We start from the raw sequence: 15755 nt of genomic DNA on the forward strand, positions 1-15755 counted from the left end.
TCAATTCCTCTCCGTTAAAGTTTCTGTGCCCGTTCACCGAGCATTCTTGTTAATTTCCATAGACATACCCGGGCAACCACAGTGCGATTTCCGGGAAAATCATGATGATTGTCAGCGCCAGTACCATCACCGCGACAAAAGGAAAGATCGAACCATAGATGTCCCGCAGGGTGATCTCGGGCGGGGCCATCGCGCGCATCAGGAACAGGTTGTACCCGAAGGGCGGCGTCATATAGGCGATCTGCGTCGTGATCGTATAAAGCACCCCGTACCAGATCAGATCAAAGCCCAACTCGCCGACCAGCGGGACATAAAGCGGTGCCACGATGACCAGCATTGCCGTATCATCCAGGAACGTGCCCATGACGATAAAGCTCAGCTGCATCAGGATCAGGATCATCCAGGGCGACAAGCCAAGTTGATCGGTGAACAGATTGTCGATGGCTTTCACCGCGCCGAGACCGTCAAATACGGCCCCAAAGCCCAGCGCGGCCAGAATGATCCACATGAACATGCAGGAAATGGCCAACGTCTGCTTGGTGCAGTCTTCGAAAATCTTCCAGGTCATGCGGCGCTTGATGACGGACACAGCCAGAGCGGTCAGCGCTCCGATCGCCGAGCTTTCGACCAGTGACGTCCAGCCATTCACAAACGGCACCATCATGGCCGCAAAGATGATCAGCGGCAGCGCCCCTGCCCCCAGAAGCCGGATCTTCTCGGCCCGCGGCACCTCATGCGCGTCTTCCATTGCGGGTCCCAGCTCGGGCTGAATGCGGCAGCGGATCCAGATGTAGAGAATGAACATCGCAGCCATCAGCAGACCCGGTATAATCCCCGCCAGCCACAGTTGCCCAACAGGCTGGCGCGCGATCATCGCATAGAGGACCAGAACCACCGAGGGTGGAACCAGAATACCAAGACTAGAACCCGCCTGAATGACCCCGGTCACCATCGTCTTGTCGTAGCCGCGCCGAAGCAGTTCCGGCAGCGCAATGGTCGCGCCAATGGCCATACCTGCAACGCTCAGGCCGTTCATGGCCGAGACCAGCACCATAAGACCGATGGTGCCGATGGCCAGACCACCATTGATAGGCCCCATCCAGACGTGGAACATCTTATACAAGTCATCCGCCAGCCGGCTTTCGCTGAGCACATACCCCATGAAAATAAACATCGGCAGCGTCAGCAGCGGATACCATTTCATCAGCTTCATCGCGGCCGAGAACGTGATGTCCTGCCCGCCTGTTCCCCAAAGCGCCAGCGCGGCAATGGTAGCCACCGCGCCAATCGCGCCAAAGACCCGCTGACCTGTGAACAGCATCAGCATCATCAATGCGAACATGAAGATGGCGATATATTCCTGGCTCATGCCCGCACGACCCCGATTTCCTGCCCGTTGATCCGGGCTATGTCTTTGAAGAATTCCGATATCGCCTGCAGCAGCATCAGGAAGAAGCCGAACACCATGATGGTTTTTACTGGCCAGATATACGGCCGCCACGCTGTTGATGAGCGTTCAAGCCGGCCAACTTCCTCACTGCCTGTCAACAGTCCAAAAAAGTAGGAGACCGGTTCATCGCCCCAATAGCCAAGGCTGTAGGCCGTCGACCCAAGCCCGCCATAAAACAATACCCCCAGGTAGAAGATCAGCAGCAGAACGGTGAAGGCATCGAACCAGGCTTTCCGGTGCGGGCTCCAGTTGTGATAAAACAGGTCCATTCGGACGTTCGATCCCAGCTGGATCGAATACGGTCCGCCCATAATGTAATAGGTCACCATCGCAAACTGCGCCATTTCCAGCGTCCAATGCGATGGCACGAAAAACGTTTTTGAGATCGAGGACCACAGCAGGATGCCCATCATCACGAACAGGCCCCACATCATGACCCGCCCGATCCGGTAGTTGACCGCATCAACGATCCGCACATATGACGCCATCGCTTTGATCACGCCGCGCCCCCTTTCTGAAACTCTGCAAGGGTCCGCGCGATCCATGACGCCAGACAGTCGGCCATCGCCTCTTGCTGCTCGGGCGTTTGTATCAGGTCATTACGGATCTCGATCATGACGTTCAACAGCCCGTTCGGCAGCGCCTGCGCGTCAAGGGTATGGGCAACTCCGTCCGCCGCCGAATACGGCTCATTCAAGCGAGTCTCATAGGGTTGGTCGGCGGGTGCTGTCATCATCATTGCCTGGGCGAACCGGTCGTCCGTCCCGTGTAATATGCCCAGTTCCACCTCACGCGTCTGACCATGATAGACTGGTGTAAAGCTGTGGACCGTGACCATAAGTTCAAGCGTATCCCCGTTTTGAGAGATTAGTTCAGACAGCGCCCTGCTGAAGGGCCGGTAGATGCTCTCAATCCTGCTTTCGCGCTCTTCCTCGGACAGATCGACATTCGCTGGGATTTGATAGTCCTCGCTGCGCGCCGGCATGGCCCCTGCGGCTTCAGGAGGGCGATTGCAGTCATAGACCAGCCGGGACACCCCGCCATACACCAGCGGTGCCGACAGGCGTGCCGCAATCAGCTTGGCCACGGCCAATGCCCCCGGATCCCACGCGATGTGGCTTTGCAGCGCGTCCACGGGCAATCCCATATCCCCCAAAAACGCGGGAATGCGGCTGGACGCGTGTTCGCAGACCAGCATTACCGAAAGGGGACCATCTACTGTGTCCGTGTGAACGACTGTTCCGAAGTCCAAAATACCGCCTTGCGATTCCAATTAAGATGCGTGTGGAAAAATTTCCACAAGAGACCTTAACCTGTCAATATTTTTCCTGTATAAATTTCACCACTCTTGATCTTGCTGAAAAATTATTCACACTAAGATCGAAAAGATGCAGGAGGAACGCCGCGTGCGGGTGACGGACAGGCTGCTGGCCCACAAAGACAAGATGACCCCATCCGAGCGTCAACTGGTCAGTGTATTGCTGGACGACTACCCCATGGCCGGCCTTGGCAGCATCACCGAGCTGGCCAGCACCGCCTCAGTTTCGACCACGACCGTCGCACGAATGCTGCAGAAAACCGGCTTTGACGGCTATCCGCAGTTTCAGGCCGCCCTTCGGGGTGAGGTGAAAGAGATGATCTCGGGGCCGGTCGCCAAGCGTGACCTATGGCAGAACGACCTGCCCGAAGAACACATCCTGAACCGGTATTCCCAACAGACTCTCGCCAATCAGAAACGCACGATTGATGAGGTCGACCCCGGTGAATTCGACAGCTTTTGCAATCTGTTATGTGACCCCAACAGGCGCATTTTCATTACCGGCGGCCGCATCACTGGTACGCTGGCACAATACCTGTACCTGCACCTGCAAATGATCCGCCCGGATGTCCGACTGCTGCCCGTTGCAGCATCGTGGACGCATGACTTGCTGGACATACGCAAAGATGATGTGCTGGTGACGCTGGATGTTCGCCGATATGAAAACGCGTCACTGCTGATCGGCCAGCTGTGCCATGAACGCGAGGCTGAAATTGTTCTGTTCACCGATCAGTGGCGCTCACCCATTCATCGGCTGGCCAAACACACCTTTGCTGCACGCATTGCCGTGCCGTCCGCGTGGGACTCCATGGCGGCCATTCTGGTTTTGATGGAATGCGTCATCGCCGAAGTACAAGAACGGCTGTGGGATTCGGTTAAAGAGCGCACGGATGAGTTGGAGCAAGCTTTTGACCGCACCAAACTGTTCCGGAAATTCGGTCAAAGCTCGGGCTCATAACGGCTTTTTACCACCCAAACGGAACAACTGAGCGTGAGGAGTGTTGCCAGCCGCATGGCAGGCCGTCACTTTGAGGGCATGAGTTTCGTGACCCAAAACCAACTGCCGCTTTTGATCCTGTTCTTTCTGATTGGATCGATTGGCACCGCCTTTCTTTTCCGTAAACCCGCCGGGCATCGCGCCTGGAAACTCGCGGACCTAGTCTGGGTCGTGCTGGGTGGCGTTGGCGCGCTGGTCGCGGTTTTGGCCGGGCTTTACACTTCGGATAGCTCGCGACTGGATCGCCAAATAGACGTGGCTTACGCCGCCGGGCTGGCCTTTGACCGTGATGCCGCGCGGTTCCGCCTGCGGTTCTGCGACCCGGCTTTTGATCCGGATACTGCAGTGCTGTGCGAAAAGGTCGAATTCCTGTCGGCCTCAACCGCCAGCAATGCCGACCTGCCATTGTTCATCGCAGTCACAAATGAGGTCGCGCCACTGCAGGGGCTGCATTTTTTGTTTGGCAGTCAGGCAAAAGACGAACAGGACGAAATGCGCGCAATGGCCGACAAGGCTGATGCGTTCAACATCGATCAGTTCCTAGTCTTTACCACGTTGGACGACATAACACAGGCCGCGATCGACAACATGCGCCGCAAAGTCCCCGCGATTGCCGGAGATTATCTGATCCTGGCGCAAAGCTATGATGATCTGGTGGAACAGGTCGGCAAGTTGAAGGACGAATGGGAATACCTGCAAGACAATGCGCATATACTTGTACTGCAGATCATCGCGTTATGTCTGGTCAGTTTCGCGGCGCCGTTCCGTCTGGGCAAATCTGTGGTCGAGCTGCGCGCGTCGCTCAGCGCCGATAGTCCTGCGTCAGCTTCGCAGGATCTGCCCCCAGAAAATACCGCGTCAGTGTCCACAGGTTCCGCCCTCCCCGACGCAACCAGCCCGCATGCTCATAGCGATCCGCGCTCGTAACTGCCCGGCTGGGCAGCAAAGTGATGCCGCGCAAACTGCGGACCAAAGCGACGTCCTCCATCAAGGGTTGATCAGGAAAGCCCCCCGCCTTTCGATACATCTCACTCGGGACCAACAGGCCCTGATCGCCATATGGCAGGCCAAAAAGACGACTGCGCAGATTGGCCCAACCCGCCACCCATGCCGGCGCAAAGCCTGATGCCCGAAATGCCAGACGAAACGCCGCCGGGGTTCCAGTGCCAAGGTGGTCGCCTACAACCTTGCTCCACCCCGCTTGCAAAACCGTGTCGGCATGCAAAACAAGCAGCCAGTCCCCTTTGGCTGCGGTGCATCCTCTGGCCAATTGCCCCCCGCGCGAAGGTGGCCCGGTCACGATCTCAGCCCCGGCCTCATCTGCAATCTTTAAAGTCTGATCGGCCGACCCTCCGTCCGAGACGATCAATTCGCGGATCAGCCCCGCATGCAGGCCCTCCATCAAGGCCGCAAGGGTCGCGGGAAGGTTGCCGTCCGAATTCAGGGTCGGGATAACGATGCTAATCGGCGCAGGCACGGCGGAAACCCTCTGGTCATGGCAGCGGAAACCCTTATATCACGAGGTCCGAGGAAAAGACGAGGACAACCCAGATGCCCAACCGCCGTATATTGCGCCTGAGCGGCTCGGACACCGACAGCTTTCTTCAAGGGTTGATCACCAACGACATCGCAGGGTTGGACAATGGGCTGGTCTACGCCGCCCTGCTGACCCCACAAGGCAAATACCTGGCGGACTTCTTTCTGAAGCGCGAGGGTGACGCGGTTTTGCTGGATGTTGCCGAAGGCCTTGCCGATGGATTTGCCAAACGGTTGGGCATGTACAAGCTACGCGCAGATGTCAGCATCGAAGACAGCGACCTGAGCCTGCAGCGCGGTACTGGCCCTGCGCCCGAAGGTGCCCTGCCCGACCCAAGGCACCCGGATATGGGCTGGCGGACCTATACATCGGGTTCGGAAAGCGACGACGGTACAGATTGGGATTCAATCCGCGTGCGACACTGCATTCCGGAAACTGGAATCGAACTGACACCCGAAAGCTATATCCTTGAGGCCGGGTTCGAGGCGCTAAACGGCGTGGACTTCAAGAAAGGCTGTTATGTCGGGCAAGAAGTCACCGCGCGGATGAAACACAAGACTGAACTGCGCAAGGGTCTGCGCAGCGTTAGCGTCACTGGGTCTGCAGCGGTTGGAACTGCAATTACTTCTGGCGGAAAACCGGCCGGTACATTGTTCACCCAATCCAATGGTCGCGGGATCGCCTATTTGCGATTGGACCGCGTGGGTAACGACATGCAGGCCGGTGACGCCACCATACAGTTGGACACTTAACGTGTTGCCGAACCGGCACGGCTGAGCGACCGACTGAATTGGTGTGGTTTGAACATAGCCAACCGCGCTGTCACACTGGTTTGAAATCAGCAATCCGGATGCACGTATGTTCCAGCTATACAGGGCAATCTGGCGCGCCAGCGCCGGACGGCAGATCATCCTCATCGTTCTGTCCATTGCGATTGCGGGTCTGGCTGCAGTTCCGCTGGAGTTTCAGCGCGACATCATCAACCACCTGACCTCGGCCGATGTAAGCACGGACAGGCTGATCTACCTGGGTGTCGGAATGATGTCGGTCATCTTACTCAGCCTCGCCCTAAAGTGGCTTTTGAGCTATCGCGCAGGAACGTTGGGCGAAGATCTGATCCGCATGATCCGCCAAAGGCTGCTGCTGCGTGCCTCAGATATCAATGTCTCGGGCGAAACGATGCGCAAGGGCACGATGACCACGGCGATTTCAGCCGAGGCAGAAGAGCTGGGGAAATTCGCGGGCGGCGCTTTCTCGGACCCGGTCGTTCAGATCGGCACGTTGATCAGTGTGATCGGCTATATCTCGTCAACGCAACCTGGGCTGGGCATGATCGCCTTTTCGATGATCGTGCCGCAGATCATCATCGTGCTGGTATCCCAACGCAAGGTGAACGTGTTTGTCGCCGAACGTGTCCGGATTTTACGCGGAGCCAACGATAAGCTGAATGTCGAGCGGATCAACGAAATCGCGCGCGAGGTTGAGGCGCAGTTCGACGAGATCTACGAAACACGGCGCAAGATGTTCATCTGGAAACTTTCGGCCAAGTTTCTACTGAGCGTCATAAACGGAGCCGGAACAGTCGGTGTCCTGATGTTGGGCGGCTATTTGGTTCTGAACGGGAAAACGGATGTCGGCACTGTGGTCGCCGCCACAAGCGGCCTCAGCCGCATTCAGGGCCCCACGGCATTCCTGATCGCCTTTTACCGGCAGGTCAGCGCCAATCGCATCAAGTATGAACTGATGCTTGAACTGTTTGGCCCCAATCCCGAACGGTATCGCCAAATCAGACGGGGCAGCTGACAAATAAACCGCGCGGCACGGGTCCACGCGGTTTTTCTTTACTCTGGCAAACGCGTGGTTAGGCGCGTTCGGAATAATCCATGGTTTCGGTGTTCACCACGATCATCTCATCCTGACCGACAAATGGCGGCACCATGACTTTGACACCGTTGTCCAGAATGGCCGGTTTGAACGAATTCGCGGCGGTCTGACCTTTGACCACAGGCTCGGTCTCAACGATCTTGCAGGTCACTTTCTGAGGCACCGTGGCGTTCAGAGCCTCGCTTTCATAAAATTCGACAACAATTGTCATGCCGTCCTGCAGAAACGGGCGGCGTTCGCCCAGCAGTTCCGCAGGCAATTCGATCTGCTCATATGTCTCGGAATCCATGAAAACCAGCATGCCGTCAGATTCGTACAGAAACTGCTGGTCTTTCTGCTCAAGACGCACGCGTTCCACTTTGTCAGCCGAGCGGAACCGCTCGTTCAACTTCGAGCCATTACGCAGATTGCGCAGTTCGACCTGTGCAAAAGCACCGCCTTTACCGGGCTTTACGTGGTCAACTTTGACAGCGGCCCATAGCCCGCCGTTATGCTCAAGCACATTTCCGGGGCGAATTTCGTTCCCATTTATCTTGGGCATGACTTAAATCCTTCACAAACGGTTGATGCGTCAGTTCCCGCTCCTATATCTGGCGGGAACACACCTGACAAGATGACGAGACTTAGTGCTGCACCTGCAGCAAGCTATGCAAATGACGCAACGCAACTATGCATTTTAAGTGTATCCGAATCGCACTTAATCGGTCATAAGAACCGTCACGCCGAAAATGCAAGAGCAAGAACAACAAGGAAGACGAGATGAGAGATTTCGTTGACGGCACTGCCTTTAACAACGAGCAAGGCAATCGTGCACGCAAACTTTTCGCGGCTGTCGTACTGGCTGCGCTGGATGACGCTATTGCCGATGACAAAAAATATGGCAATGGTCCGGAACAAATTGCCCGGTGGGCGCGCTCTCGTGATGGTCGCGAGGTCCTGTCCTGCGCGGGTATCGACCCGAATGAGCGCGTTGTTGGCGGACTGATGGAGTTCGTTGGACGTGGTGTGCGCACCTCGGTTGCGCTGTCGCGTGAAGAAAGCGAACGTCGCAACGCGGCCCAACAAGCAGAAGCCGCCTGATCCAAGGTGACTTTCGCATGAAAAAGCGCGCTCCCTAGCTGGGAGCGCGCTTTTCTTATGCCATCATTCAAAAGAACAACAGCCACTGCCGCGCGACCCACAGTTCGGCCATCAGCAGCACGGCAAAGAACGCTTTCGCCCAGATGGGCATGCCGCGACGCCACAAAATGGCGTAACACGCGACACAAAGCACGGCCGAAATTGGTGCCACCCACAAAGCGTGATGCGTGCTGTCCCAATAGCTGATGGGGCTGTGAAACACCCAATTGCTGAATGGCCAGAACTGCGGCCGCCCATCCCCGGCATGCAGCAGAAAATCCATCGAAAGATGCAGCAACCCGGCGGACGCCCCAACGGTCCAGACCTTCCAGCGCATCCATACCCCGACAAGCAAGGCCCCCCCCCAAAGGACAAAGGAATTGTCGATCGCAAACACGGTCTGCCAGCCGTCGGAAAAATAAAGCTGGTTGAAGACCACGCTTAGGGGAATCCCAAGCACGTAAAGGGACGTGCCCGCCATCACGTAAAGCGACAGGTCCGGCAATAGCGAACCCAACAGAGCGGCCCACAGGATACGTCCGTGGGCTGGGCGGGCAAAGGCTGCAACTCCGATCAAAAGATGCGCTGGCGTGTTCAACTTTGGCTTTTCCTTTGCCCGCAAATCAGGTCATCTGCGCGTCAACATAGGAGACAGTCCATGGTTCGGTCCATCATGATTCAGGGCACCGGCAGCAATGTCGGGAAATCGGTTCTAGTGGCCGGTCTGGCGCGGGCTTTCACCCGGCGCGGGCTGCGCGTTGCACCGTTCAAACCGCAGAACATGTCGAACAATGCCGCCGTCACCGAAAATGGCGGAGAGATCGGCCGTGCACAGGCCCTGCAAGCGCTGGCGGCGCGGCGTGCGACGCATACGGACATGAACCCGATTCTGCTGAAACCGGAAACCGACACTGGCGCTCAGATCATCGTTCAGGGCCAACGCGCCGGCACGATGAAAGCGGGCGATTACCGCAAGGATAAATCCAAACTGCTGGGCGCAGCGCTTGAAAGCTTTGACCGCTTGTGCAGCGACGCGGATCTTGTCCTGATCGAAGGCGCGGGTAGCCCGGCCGAAACCAACCTGCGCAAGGGTGACATCGCCAATATGGGATTTGCGCGCGCTGCAGCCGTACCCGTTATTCTGGTAGGTGACATTCACCGCGGGGGTGTCATTGCCCAGATCGTAGGCACCCAGGCGGTATTGGATGCAGGCGATCTGGAGATGATCCGGGGTTTTGCCGTCAATCGGTTCAAAGGCGACGTATCCCTTTTCGATGAAGGTCGCGATGAAATCGCTGCACGTACCGGATGGCCCTGTCTGGGCGTCGTTCCCTGGTTCCATGATGCGTGGAAACTGCCAGCCGAGGATATGATGGATATCCGGTCCCACTCTGGCGGGGCCTGCAAGGTGGTTGTTCCGCAGTTAGAACGCATGGCAAATTTTGACGACCTCGACCCTTTGTCTGCCGAACCCGGTGTCTCGGTCGAGATCGTGCCAGCAGGACGCCCCCTGCCCGGTGATGCCGATTTGGTACTGCTGCCAGGCAGCAAATCCACCATTGGCGATCTGGCTTATTTCCGGGCTCAGGGCTGGGATATCGACCTATATGCCCATGTCCGCCGGGGCGGCCATGTTCTGGGCCTGTGCGGCGGCTATCAAATGCTGGGCAAGACAATCGCTGATCCGGATGGCGTCGACGGACAACCGGGGACTGTTGAAGCGTTGGGCCTGCTGGATGTTGAGACCGTGATGGCAGGGAAGAAACAGGTAACGCTCACATCGGCCCGCGCCCTTGGCGGAGGAGAACCGGTGTCGGGCTACGAAATCCACATGGGCCGTACCGAAGGCCCTGATTGCGCTCGCGCTTGGCTCGAGGTCGAGGGGCGGCCAGAAGGTGCTGCAAACGCCTCTGGTCGTATCCGCGGCAGTTACCTGCACGGTATCTTCAGCTCGGACGCATTCCGCGCGACTTACCTGTCGCGATTGGGCGTGACCTCGGACCTGGCCTATGAAGACGGGGTCGATGATACGTTGAACGCGCTGGCCGACCACCTTGAACAGAATATGGATCTCGACCGCCTGCTGGCGCTTGCAGAAACGCCCAAAAGCGTCTGAGTGTTACTCGAGGTCCTGCTCGGCCAGGGCCTTGTAGATTTCGCGCCGGACCATCTTACGGACGTTGCGGGTGATACGTTCGCCCAAAACACCCTGCAATTCTTCACGGACAACCTCAGCGATCATTTTGCGCAATGCGTCTTCGCTAATACCAGCTATCGCTGAATCTTCCGCTGCTGCTTCGACTGGGTGAACAGGTGGTGCGGTGATCACCTCGGGGTCGCGAACGAAAGTTGCCTTGGTCGTCGCGACAGCTTCTTTGGCCTTTGCCTGAGTGGGTTCGGCTTTCTTTCCCTCGGTATCCGTAAATTCTTTGCGCGCGCTGAATTCAAGGGCCTTCGCCGGAGTACCGGAGTACTCGTCTTCGCTGTCGCCATCCGGCTCCCACTGGTCCTCAGTGCGTGCAATCGCCGCTTCTAGGGCTTCGATCTTTGCGCTCAGACTGTTAGTCGGGTTTTTGGGCGGCTCTGGCGCGGCCTGTTCTTTGTTGGCGGGGTCTTCACGATTAACGATGTCGCACGCGCGCAGAAGCATCGGCTTGACCGACGCGTCAGCCGTGTAGCCTGCTTTGACCTCTGTTTCATTCTCCGGGCCGTCCTGAATGCTGGACGTTCCGCCGACTCGCAATGCATCGGTAAGTACCAATCGCCCGGGCTTGCGGGCGATTGAAGGCGCCGACTCCGAGGTTTGCTCACCTCTTTCACCGACTAGCCGTTTGATCGAGGACAGCACGTCCTCTACTCTGCCGTTCACGACTTTTTCCGTCATTGTTCTCTACCGCTCTATCCTCAGGATTGAGTGTAGCCAAACAAACCGGTCGTCACAACAGATAGTATTGGCCCTTAGTCGCGACGCAACGCTTTGAGAACGCGATCCAGGTCCTTGCTTTGTCTGCTGACCTGAGCCGGCGCTTTCTTGACCAGGTTATAGTACAGCGTCGGATCATAGATCTGCACGGCCAGTCCCAAACGTTCGGCGGTCAACAGGCCCTGTGCCTGCACTAACTGGTATGCGGCCCGCGATCGCTCGATCCGCGATGCAACCTCGGCCAGTTGCGCGTCCAGCAAATCCTGCTGTGCGTTCAGTACATCCAGCGTGGTCCGGGCACCCAAAGTAGCTTCTTCGCGGATACCATCAAATGCCACCTGCGATGCCCGCACCCGTTCGGTCGACGCCCGCAAACTTGCTGACGCGGCTTGGAAACGGGCGTAGGCATCTGTCACACCCTGAGTGATATCTTTCTGCACATTCAACAGGTTGGCGCGCGATGCATCCCGTGTAGCCATGGCGCGGCGCACGCTTGCGGCCAAACGGCCACCAGCGTAAATCGGCTGACTGAAGTTCAGCGAAACACTGCCGTCTTCGATATTGTCATCGTTGTCATAGGTCTCAGTGATACCGGCGTCGGCGTTCAGGCTGACATTCGGACCCAGGTTGGCGCGCTGTTGCGCAACGATCAGGTCGAAGGCACGCACCTGATGCTGTGCCGAAAGAATGGCGGGGTGGTTTCGCTGCGCCAGGCTGACGGCCTGCGGTTCCGAGCTTGGCAGATTTGGCAGGCTCGGTTGACCAGCTGTGCGTCCGGGCGATTTGCCAACGGCATTCACGTATTCCGCCCGCGCCGTGTCGAGGTTACCGCGTGCAACGGCCAGATCAGCTTGCGAGCTTGCAAGCTGGGCTTGTGACAGCGCAACGTCCGTACGCGTGACTTCGCCAACATCAAACCGGTCCTGCGATGCGCGCAGTTCCTCTGCCGATACATCGACGTTGTTCAGGCGGATCTGTACGGTTTCTTCCTGCAGCAGCACTTCGAGATACGCATTGGCACCGCGGAACAAAACCTGCTGTTCGATATCAACAAGGGTCTGCCTGGTCGACAGCACCGTTTCTTGCGCCGATTGCTTGCCCAGAACAGCGGCCCCACCATCGTAGAGCAGTTGGCTGAGGGTCAGCCCCGTAAAGAAGTTGTTCGGGTCGGTTCTTGTCACCACATCGCTGACGTTGCGACGGTTATAGTTGCTGCTAATCGCGACCGTCCAGTTGATGATCGGTCGAAGCGCTGACAATGCAATTGCCACGTCTTCGTCCGCCGCACGCAACAATGCGCGGTTCTGTTCCAGCAACCCGCTGGTATTGTACGCGCCAATGAATGCGTCAGTAATATTGTCGGCCCAAACGGCCCGTCCCGGTACAAAGCTAAGTGCGACCCCCGCAGTCAGCGCCAGCGCCTTGACCAGCTTTCCTCCCGCCATAGAACTCATAACGAAATCCTCTCAAATCAAAATTACGCTGCTCTGCCGACAGTTTGCGCGTTTGTGTTCAACTAATCAAGGCGGCAGAACAATCCGCCATAAAACTATAGCGAAAATACACGGTTCGTGGAAAATGCCTGCAAAATCGGTGCATTGGCATTAAACGCGTCCCGCCAGGTCACCCGATCCCCAGATTTATGGCCGATACGGACGATCCCCAGTGCACCTTGGACAAAAAGGCACGCAATTCGCCCATGGTCCTTAAGTTGCGCGATCAACGCATCCGGAACCTGTTCCACACCACCCTGGACCATAATCACGTCATAGGGCCCATGTTCGGGGGCACCTTGCTCAAGCGGGCCGACATGGACAATCGCATTGTCAGCCTCCGCCTCCATCAGGATAGACTGAGATTCGGCCGCCAGATTTTCATCTTCCTCTACGGCAACAACCAGCTGTGCCATGCGCGCGGCGACTGCCGTCGAATACCCCAAGGCCGGAGCAATATCCAAAACCGACTCGTCGTTCGAAATGTTCAATATGTCCAGAATCTTAGCCAGGGTCCGCGCCTCCAACATGCAGCGCCCATCACCCAGTTCGATCAATCCCTCGACATATGCCGCTTCGCGCTGCGCGTCCGGCACGAAATTCTCGCGCTTGACGGTCAGCATCGCGTCTATGATGGGAAACTTCGTGACATCAGAAGGACGTATCTGCGTATCGACCATCGTCCGGCGGCGGGCTGCGAAATCTGTCATTGGATCGCTCATCTTGCTCCCTTGGGTGATTGAGTTCTGCCACATCCTTGAAAAACCGGCAACGGCCCAGACACGGAAACTTTGCAATCTTCACAAGATACAACGTCGCAACCAAAGACTAAGTTGGCACCCGGCCCTGAAATTTGCGCTCCCCCCTCTGGACGCTCCTGTCGAAAGCTGTTAAAACGCCGATCACACCACGGCAAGTATTTGATTTTACTTGAAAAGGCGAGTTGGCGGAGTGGTGACGCAGCGGATTGCAAATCCGTGTACACCGGTTCGATTCCGGTACTCGCCTCCATTTATTTCCAAGCACTTAGCTTTCTGCGCTGCTTTCGCAATTTCGGACGCCTAAAGTTCAGTATCAGATGCATGTTGCGATTGCGGGTCCAGCGATTCCATTTACACAACCGCACTACTTGATTGCCAAACCGAGAAGTGCTGAATCATCTGCGACGGCCGGGCTGAATTGCGCCTCGCTGCGTGATCGGATCGCATCGGATGCCGCTGACTGACTTCGGCAAGTCGCTTTTCTGACGTAGCGGGTTTTCAAACCCCAGTCGTGCTTGACAAGCCCCCTGCCCGTGCCGCATGTCGCATGCGTTGGTGTCCATCCCCGGATGGATGAAAAGGGAATGTGCCAGCGGTTATTCCGCCAAGCACAGCCGCCCCCGCGACCGTGACCGGAGAGGGTGCCCAAAGCCACTGGCCTAATAGGCCGGGAAGGCGGGACATCCGACAGAGGCCCGCCTCTGACATCCGCAAGCCGGGAGACCTGCCAGCACCCGAAGTTGAAACCGGGCGGGGTGTTCCGGTGTCGGGTCCATGTGCAGACGCGTGGCCCGCATGAAACCCCGTCCCCCGTATAAAGGATGAGGGGGATGAGAGACGTGACCGAGACCACACCAGTCGAATTGCTGGTCTGCACGACATGCCGCCGTGGGTTACCCATCGAAGATGACACCCAGCGACCCGGTACTTTGCTGCATAAAGCACTTGAACAGGCGGGCTTGCCTGACGGCGTAGACCTGAAACCGGTGGAATGCCTGTCGAACTGTGATCAAGGATGCTCGATCGTTTTGCGCGGTGGCCCATCCCGATGGACCTTCGTTTATGAAAACCTCGACGAGACCGACCATGTCGAGACCATCGTCGAAGGCGTAACCAAATATCTGGCCGCCGAAGACGGTCTGGTGAAATGGCGCGAACGCCCCGAACATTTCCGCAAAAACTGTGCGGCCCGCATTCCCCCGATTGGAGCCCTGAAATGAGCAATCTCGAAAAACTCCCCGTCACTGTGATCACCGGCTTTCTGGGCTCGGGCAAAACCACCCTGGTAAAGCACCTGATGCAGAATCCGCAGGGCAAGCGCCTGGCCGTTATCGTCAACGAATTTGGTGATGTGGGTGTGGATGGCGATATTCTGAAATCCTGCGCCATTCCGGATTGCCCGGCGGAAAACATCATGGAACTGGCGAATGGCTGCATCTGCTGCACCGTAGCCGATGATTTCATCCCGACCATTGAGGCGCTGATGGCGCTGGAGCCGCGCCCCGATCACATCCTGATCGAAACGTCCGGTCTCGCCCTGCCCAAACCGCTGCTCAAGGCGTTTGATTGGCCCGATATCCGCTCGAAAATCACCGTTGATGGTGTGATCGCTCTGGCGGACGCCGAGGCCGTCGCCGCTGGGCGTTTCGCACCAAATGTCGAAGCCGTGGACGCCCAGCGCCTGGCTGACGACTCGATCGACCACGAAACGCCCCTGTCTGAGGTGTTCGAGGATCAGATCTCCTGCGCGGATATCATCCTGCTGACCAAGCCCGATCTGGCTGGCCCCGAAGGCGTGGTGAAGGCCAAAGGGATCATCGCCGACGAAGCTCCCCGCCCCCTGCCCGTAGTGGAAGTCGCCGAAGGCGCCGTGGACGTCCGCGTCGTATTGGGCCTCGAAGCCGCCGCCGAGGATGACATGGACGCGCGCCCGTCGCATCACGACGGCCACCACGACCACGAACACGACGATTTCGAAAGCATCATCGTCGAGTTGCCCGAACAGACCGACCCGGCGGAACTGGTCGCCAATATCGAACGTCTGGCCAATGATCTGAACATTCTGCGCGTCAAAGGCTATGCCGCCGTTCAGGGCAAACCTATGCGTCTGCTGGTGCAGGCCGTTGGTGCCCGCGTACGTCACCAGTATGACCGGCCGTGGGAGCCCGGCGAAGAGCGCCGCTCGCGCCTGGTGGTCATTGCCGAGCATGACGACATCAATGAGGCCGCAATCCGCGATATCCTCGTGGGTGTGACCGAGGCCGCCGAGTAAG

Annotated in this window: 16 protein-coding genes, 1 tRNA gene, 1 pseudogene and 1 riboswitch; of the genes and pseudogenes, 9 read left to right on the forward strand and 9 right to left on the reverse strand. The window is 57.5% G+C overall.

What is annotated here, in order from left to right; all coding sequences use genetic code 11:
* Window positions 1-49 precede the first annotated feature (49 nt).
* The 3 genes from AC2FIO_RS08805 to AC2FIO_RS08815 are packed head-to-tail and all read right to left on the reverse strand — an operon-like array spanning window position 50 to window position 2702.
* Window positions 50-1369, reverse strand: a complete 1320-nt coding sequence (locus AC2FIO_RS08805; RefSeq protein ID WP_282169226.1) for a TRAP transporter large permease — start codon at window positions 1367-1369, stop codon at window positions 50-52.
* On the reverse strand, window positions 1366-1950 hold the full coding sequence (locus AC2FIO_RS08810) for a TRAP transporter small permease subunit (protein ID WP_496696992.1): 585 nt from the start codon (window positions 1948-1950) through the stop codon (window positions 1366-1368). Before AC2FIO_RS08810 ends, AC2FIO_RS08805 begins: the two co-directional genes overlap by 4 nt.
* Window positions 1947-2702 carry an N-formylglutamate amidohydrolase gene (locus tag AC2FIO_RS08815; protein ID WP_496696994.1) on the reverse strand — a complete coding sequence of 252 codons (756 nt, stop codon included), beginning with the start codon at window positions 2700-2702 and terminating at the stop codon, window positions 1947-1949. Before AC2FIO_RS08815 ends, AC2FIO_RS08810 begins: the two co-directional genes overlap by 4 nt.
* Window positions 2703-2838: 136 nt before the next feature.
* Here AC2FIO_RS08815 and AC2FIO_RS08820 point away from each other — a divergent pair, with 136 nt between their 5' ends.
* Together AC2FIO_RS08820 and AC2FIO_RS08825 are read left to right on the forward strand one after the other, a co-directional pair.
* Entirely contained in the window at window positions 2839-3726 is an 888-nt protein-coding gene (locus tag AC2FIO_RS08820) for a MurR/RpiR family transcriptional regulator (RefSeq protein ID WP_108860251.1), read from the forward strand.
* A 78-nt stretch (window positions 3727-3804) separates the two neighbouring features.
* Window positions 3805-4560, forward strand: a pseudogene (locus AC2FIO_RS08825) (hypothetical protein); the annotation flags it as partial.
* A gap of 7 nt (window positions 4561-4567) precedes the next feature.
* On the opposite strand, the gene AC2FIO_RS08830 reads toward AC2FIO_RS08825, so the two are convergent.
* Complete coding sequence (locus tag AC2FIO_RS08830; RefSeq protein WP_496696996.1) at window positions 4568-5242, reverse strand: TIGR04283 family arsenosugar biosynthesis glycosyltransferase; 675 nt, start codon at window positions 5240-5242, stop codon at window positions 4568-4570.
* Between the two features lie 74 nt (window positions 5243-5316).
* On the opposite strand from AC2FIO_RS08830, the gene ygfZ reads away from it, so the two are divergent.
* Window positions 5317-6054 carry a CAF17-like 4Fe-4S cluster assembly/insertion protein YgfZ gene (gene ygfZ, locus AC2FIO_RS08835; protein WP_496696998.1) on the forward strand — a complete coding sequence of 246 codons (738 nt, stop codon included), beginning with the start codon at window positions 5317-5319 and terminating at the stop codon, window positions 6052-6054.
* Between the two features lie 106 nt (window positions 6055-6160).
* Complete coding sequence (locus AC2FIO_RS08840) at window positions 6161-7105, forward strand: ABC transporter transmembrane domain-containing protein (protein ID WP_282153716.1); 945 nt, start codon at window positions 6161-6163, stop codon at window positions 7103-7105.
* A 58-nt stretch (window positions 7106-7163) separates the two neighbouring features.
* Here AC2FIO_RS08840 and efp read toward each other — a convergent pair whose 3' ends face one another.
* Window positions 7164-7727 carry an elongation factor P gene (efp, locus tag AC2FIO_RS08845; protein WP_058274164.1) on the reverse strand — a complete coding sequence of 188 codons (564 nt, stop codon included), beginning with the start codon at window positions 7725-7727 and terminating at the stop codon, window positions 7164-7166.
* Window positions 7728-7945: 218 nt separating this feature from the next.
* Here efp and AC2FIO_RS08850 point away from each other — a divergent pair, with 218 nt between their 5' ends.
* On the forward strand, window positions 7946-8266 hold the full coding sequence (locus tag AC2FIO_RS08850; RefSeq protein WP_008757056.1) for a DUF6280 family protein: 321 nt from the start codon (window positions 7946-7948) through the stop codon (window positions 8264-8266).
* Between the two features lie 67 nt (window positions 8267-8333).
* Here the strand turns inward: AC2FIO_RS08850 and AC2FIO_RS08855 are convergent, their stop codons facing one another.
* Complete coding sequence (locus AC2FIO_RS08855) at window positions 8334-8903, reverse strand: cobalamin biosynthesis protein CobQ (RefSeq protein ID WP_496696999.1); 570 nt, start codon at window positions 8901-8903, stop codon at window positions 8334-8336.
* Between the two features lie 60 nt (window positions 8904-8963).
* On the opposite strand from AC2FIO_RS08855, the gene AC2FIO_RS08860 reads away from it, so the two are divergent.
* A complete protein-coding gene (locus AC2FIO_RS08860) occupies window positions 8964-10421 on the forward strand; it encodes a cobyric acid synthase (RefSeq protein ID WP_496697001.1) in 1458 nt (485 codons plus the stop codon).
* A 3-nt stretch (window positions 10422-10424) separates the two neighbouring features.
* Here the strand turns inward: AC2FIO_RS08860 and AC2FIO_RS08865 are convergent, their stop codons facing one another.
* From AC2FIO_RS08865 to AC2FIO_RS08875, 3 genes are all read right to left on the reverse strand, one after another.
* Window positions 10425-11189, reverse strand: a complete 765-nt coding sequence (locus tag AC2FIO_RS08865; protein ID WP_496697002.1) for a hypothetical protein — start codon at window positions 11187-11189, stop codon at window positions 10425-10427.
* Window positions 11190-11263: 74 nt separating this feature from the next.
* Window positions 11264-12682, reverse strand: coding sequence for a TolC family outer membrane protein (locus AC2FIO_RS08870; protein WP_282119905.1), 1419 nt, complete (start codon window positions 12680-12682; stop codon window positions 11264-11266).
* 95 nt (window positions 12683-12777) lie between these two features.
* A complete protein-coding gene (locus AC2FIO_RS08875; protein ID WP_496697107.1) occupies window positions 12778-13431 on the reverse strand; it encodes a protein-L-isoaspartate O-methyltransferase family protein in 654 nt (217 codons plus the stop codon).
* A 227-nt stretch (window positions 13432-13658) separates the two neighbouring features.
* On the opposite strand from AC2FIO_RS08875, the gene AC2FIO_RS08880 reads away from it, so the two are divergent.
* The 3 genes from AC2FIO_RS08880 to cobW all read left to right on the forward strand — a co-directional run bounded on the left by AC2FIO_RS08880 (window position 13659) and on the right by cobW (window position 15754).
* A tRNA-Cys gene (locus tag AC2FIO_RS08880) sits at window positions 13659-13732 on the forward strand.
* Window positions 13733-14018: 286 nt separating this feature from the next.
* A riboswitch (cobalamin riboswitch) is annotated at window positions 14019-14228 on the forward strand.
* An 84-nt stretch (window positions 14229-14312) separates the two neighbouring features.
* Window positions 14313-14702 carry a DUF1636 family protein gene (locus tag AC2FIO_RS08885; protein WP_496697004.1) on the forward strand — a complete coding sequence of 130 codons (390 nt, stop codon included), beginning with the start codon at window positions 14313-14315 and terminating at the stop codon, window positions 14700-14702.
* Window positions 14699-15754, forward strand: coding sequence for a cobalamin biosynthesis protein CobW (cobW, locus tag AC2FIO_RS08890; protein WP_109313936.1), 1056 nt, complete (start codon window positions 14699-14701; stop codon window positions 15752-15754). The genes AC2FIO_RS08885 and cobW overlap by 4 nt, the downstream gene beginning before the upstream one ends.
* Window position 15755: the final 1 nt, after the last annotated feature.

Source organism: Ruegeria sp. CDSB086, assembly GCF_059611065.1.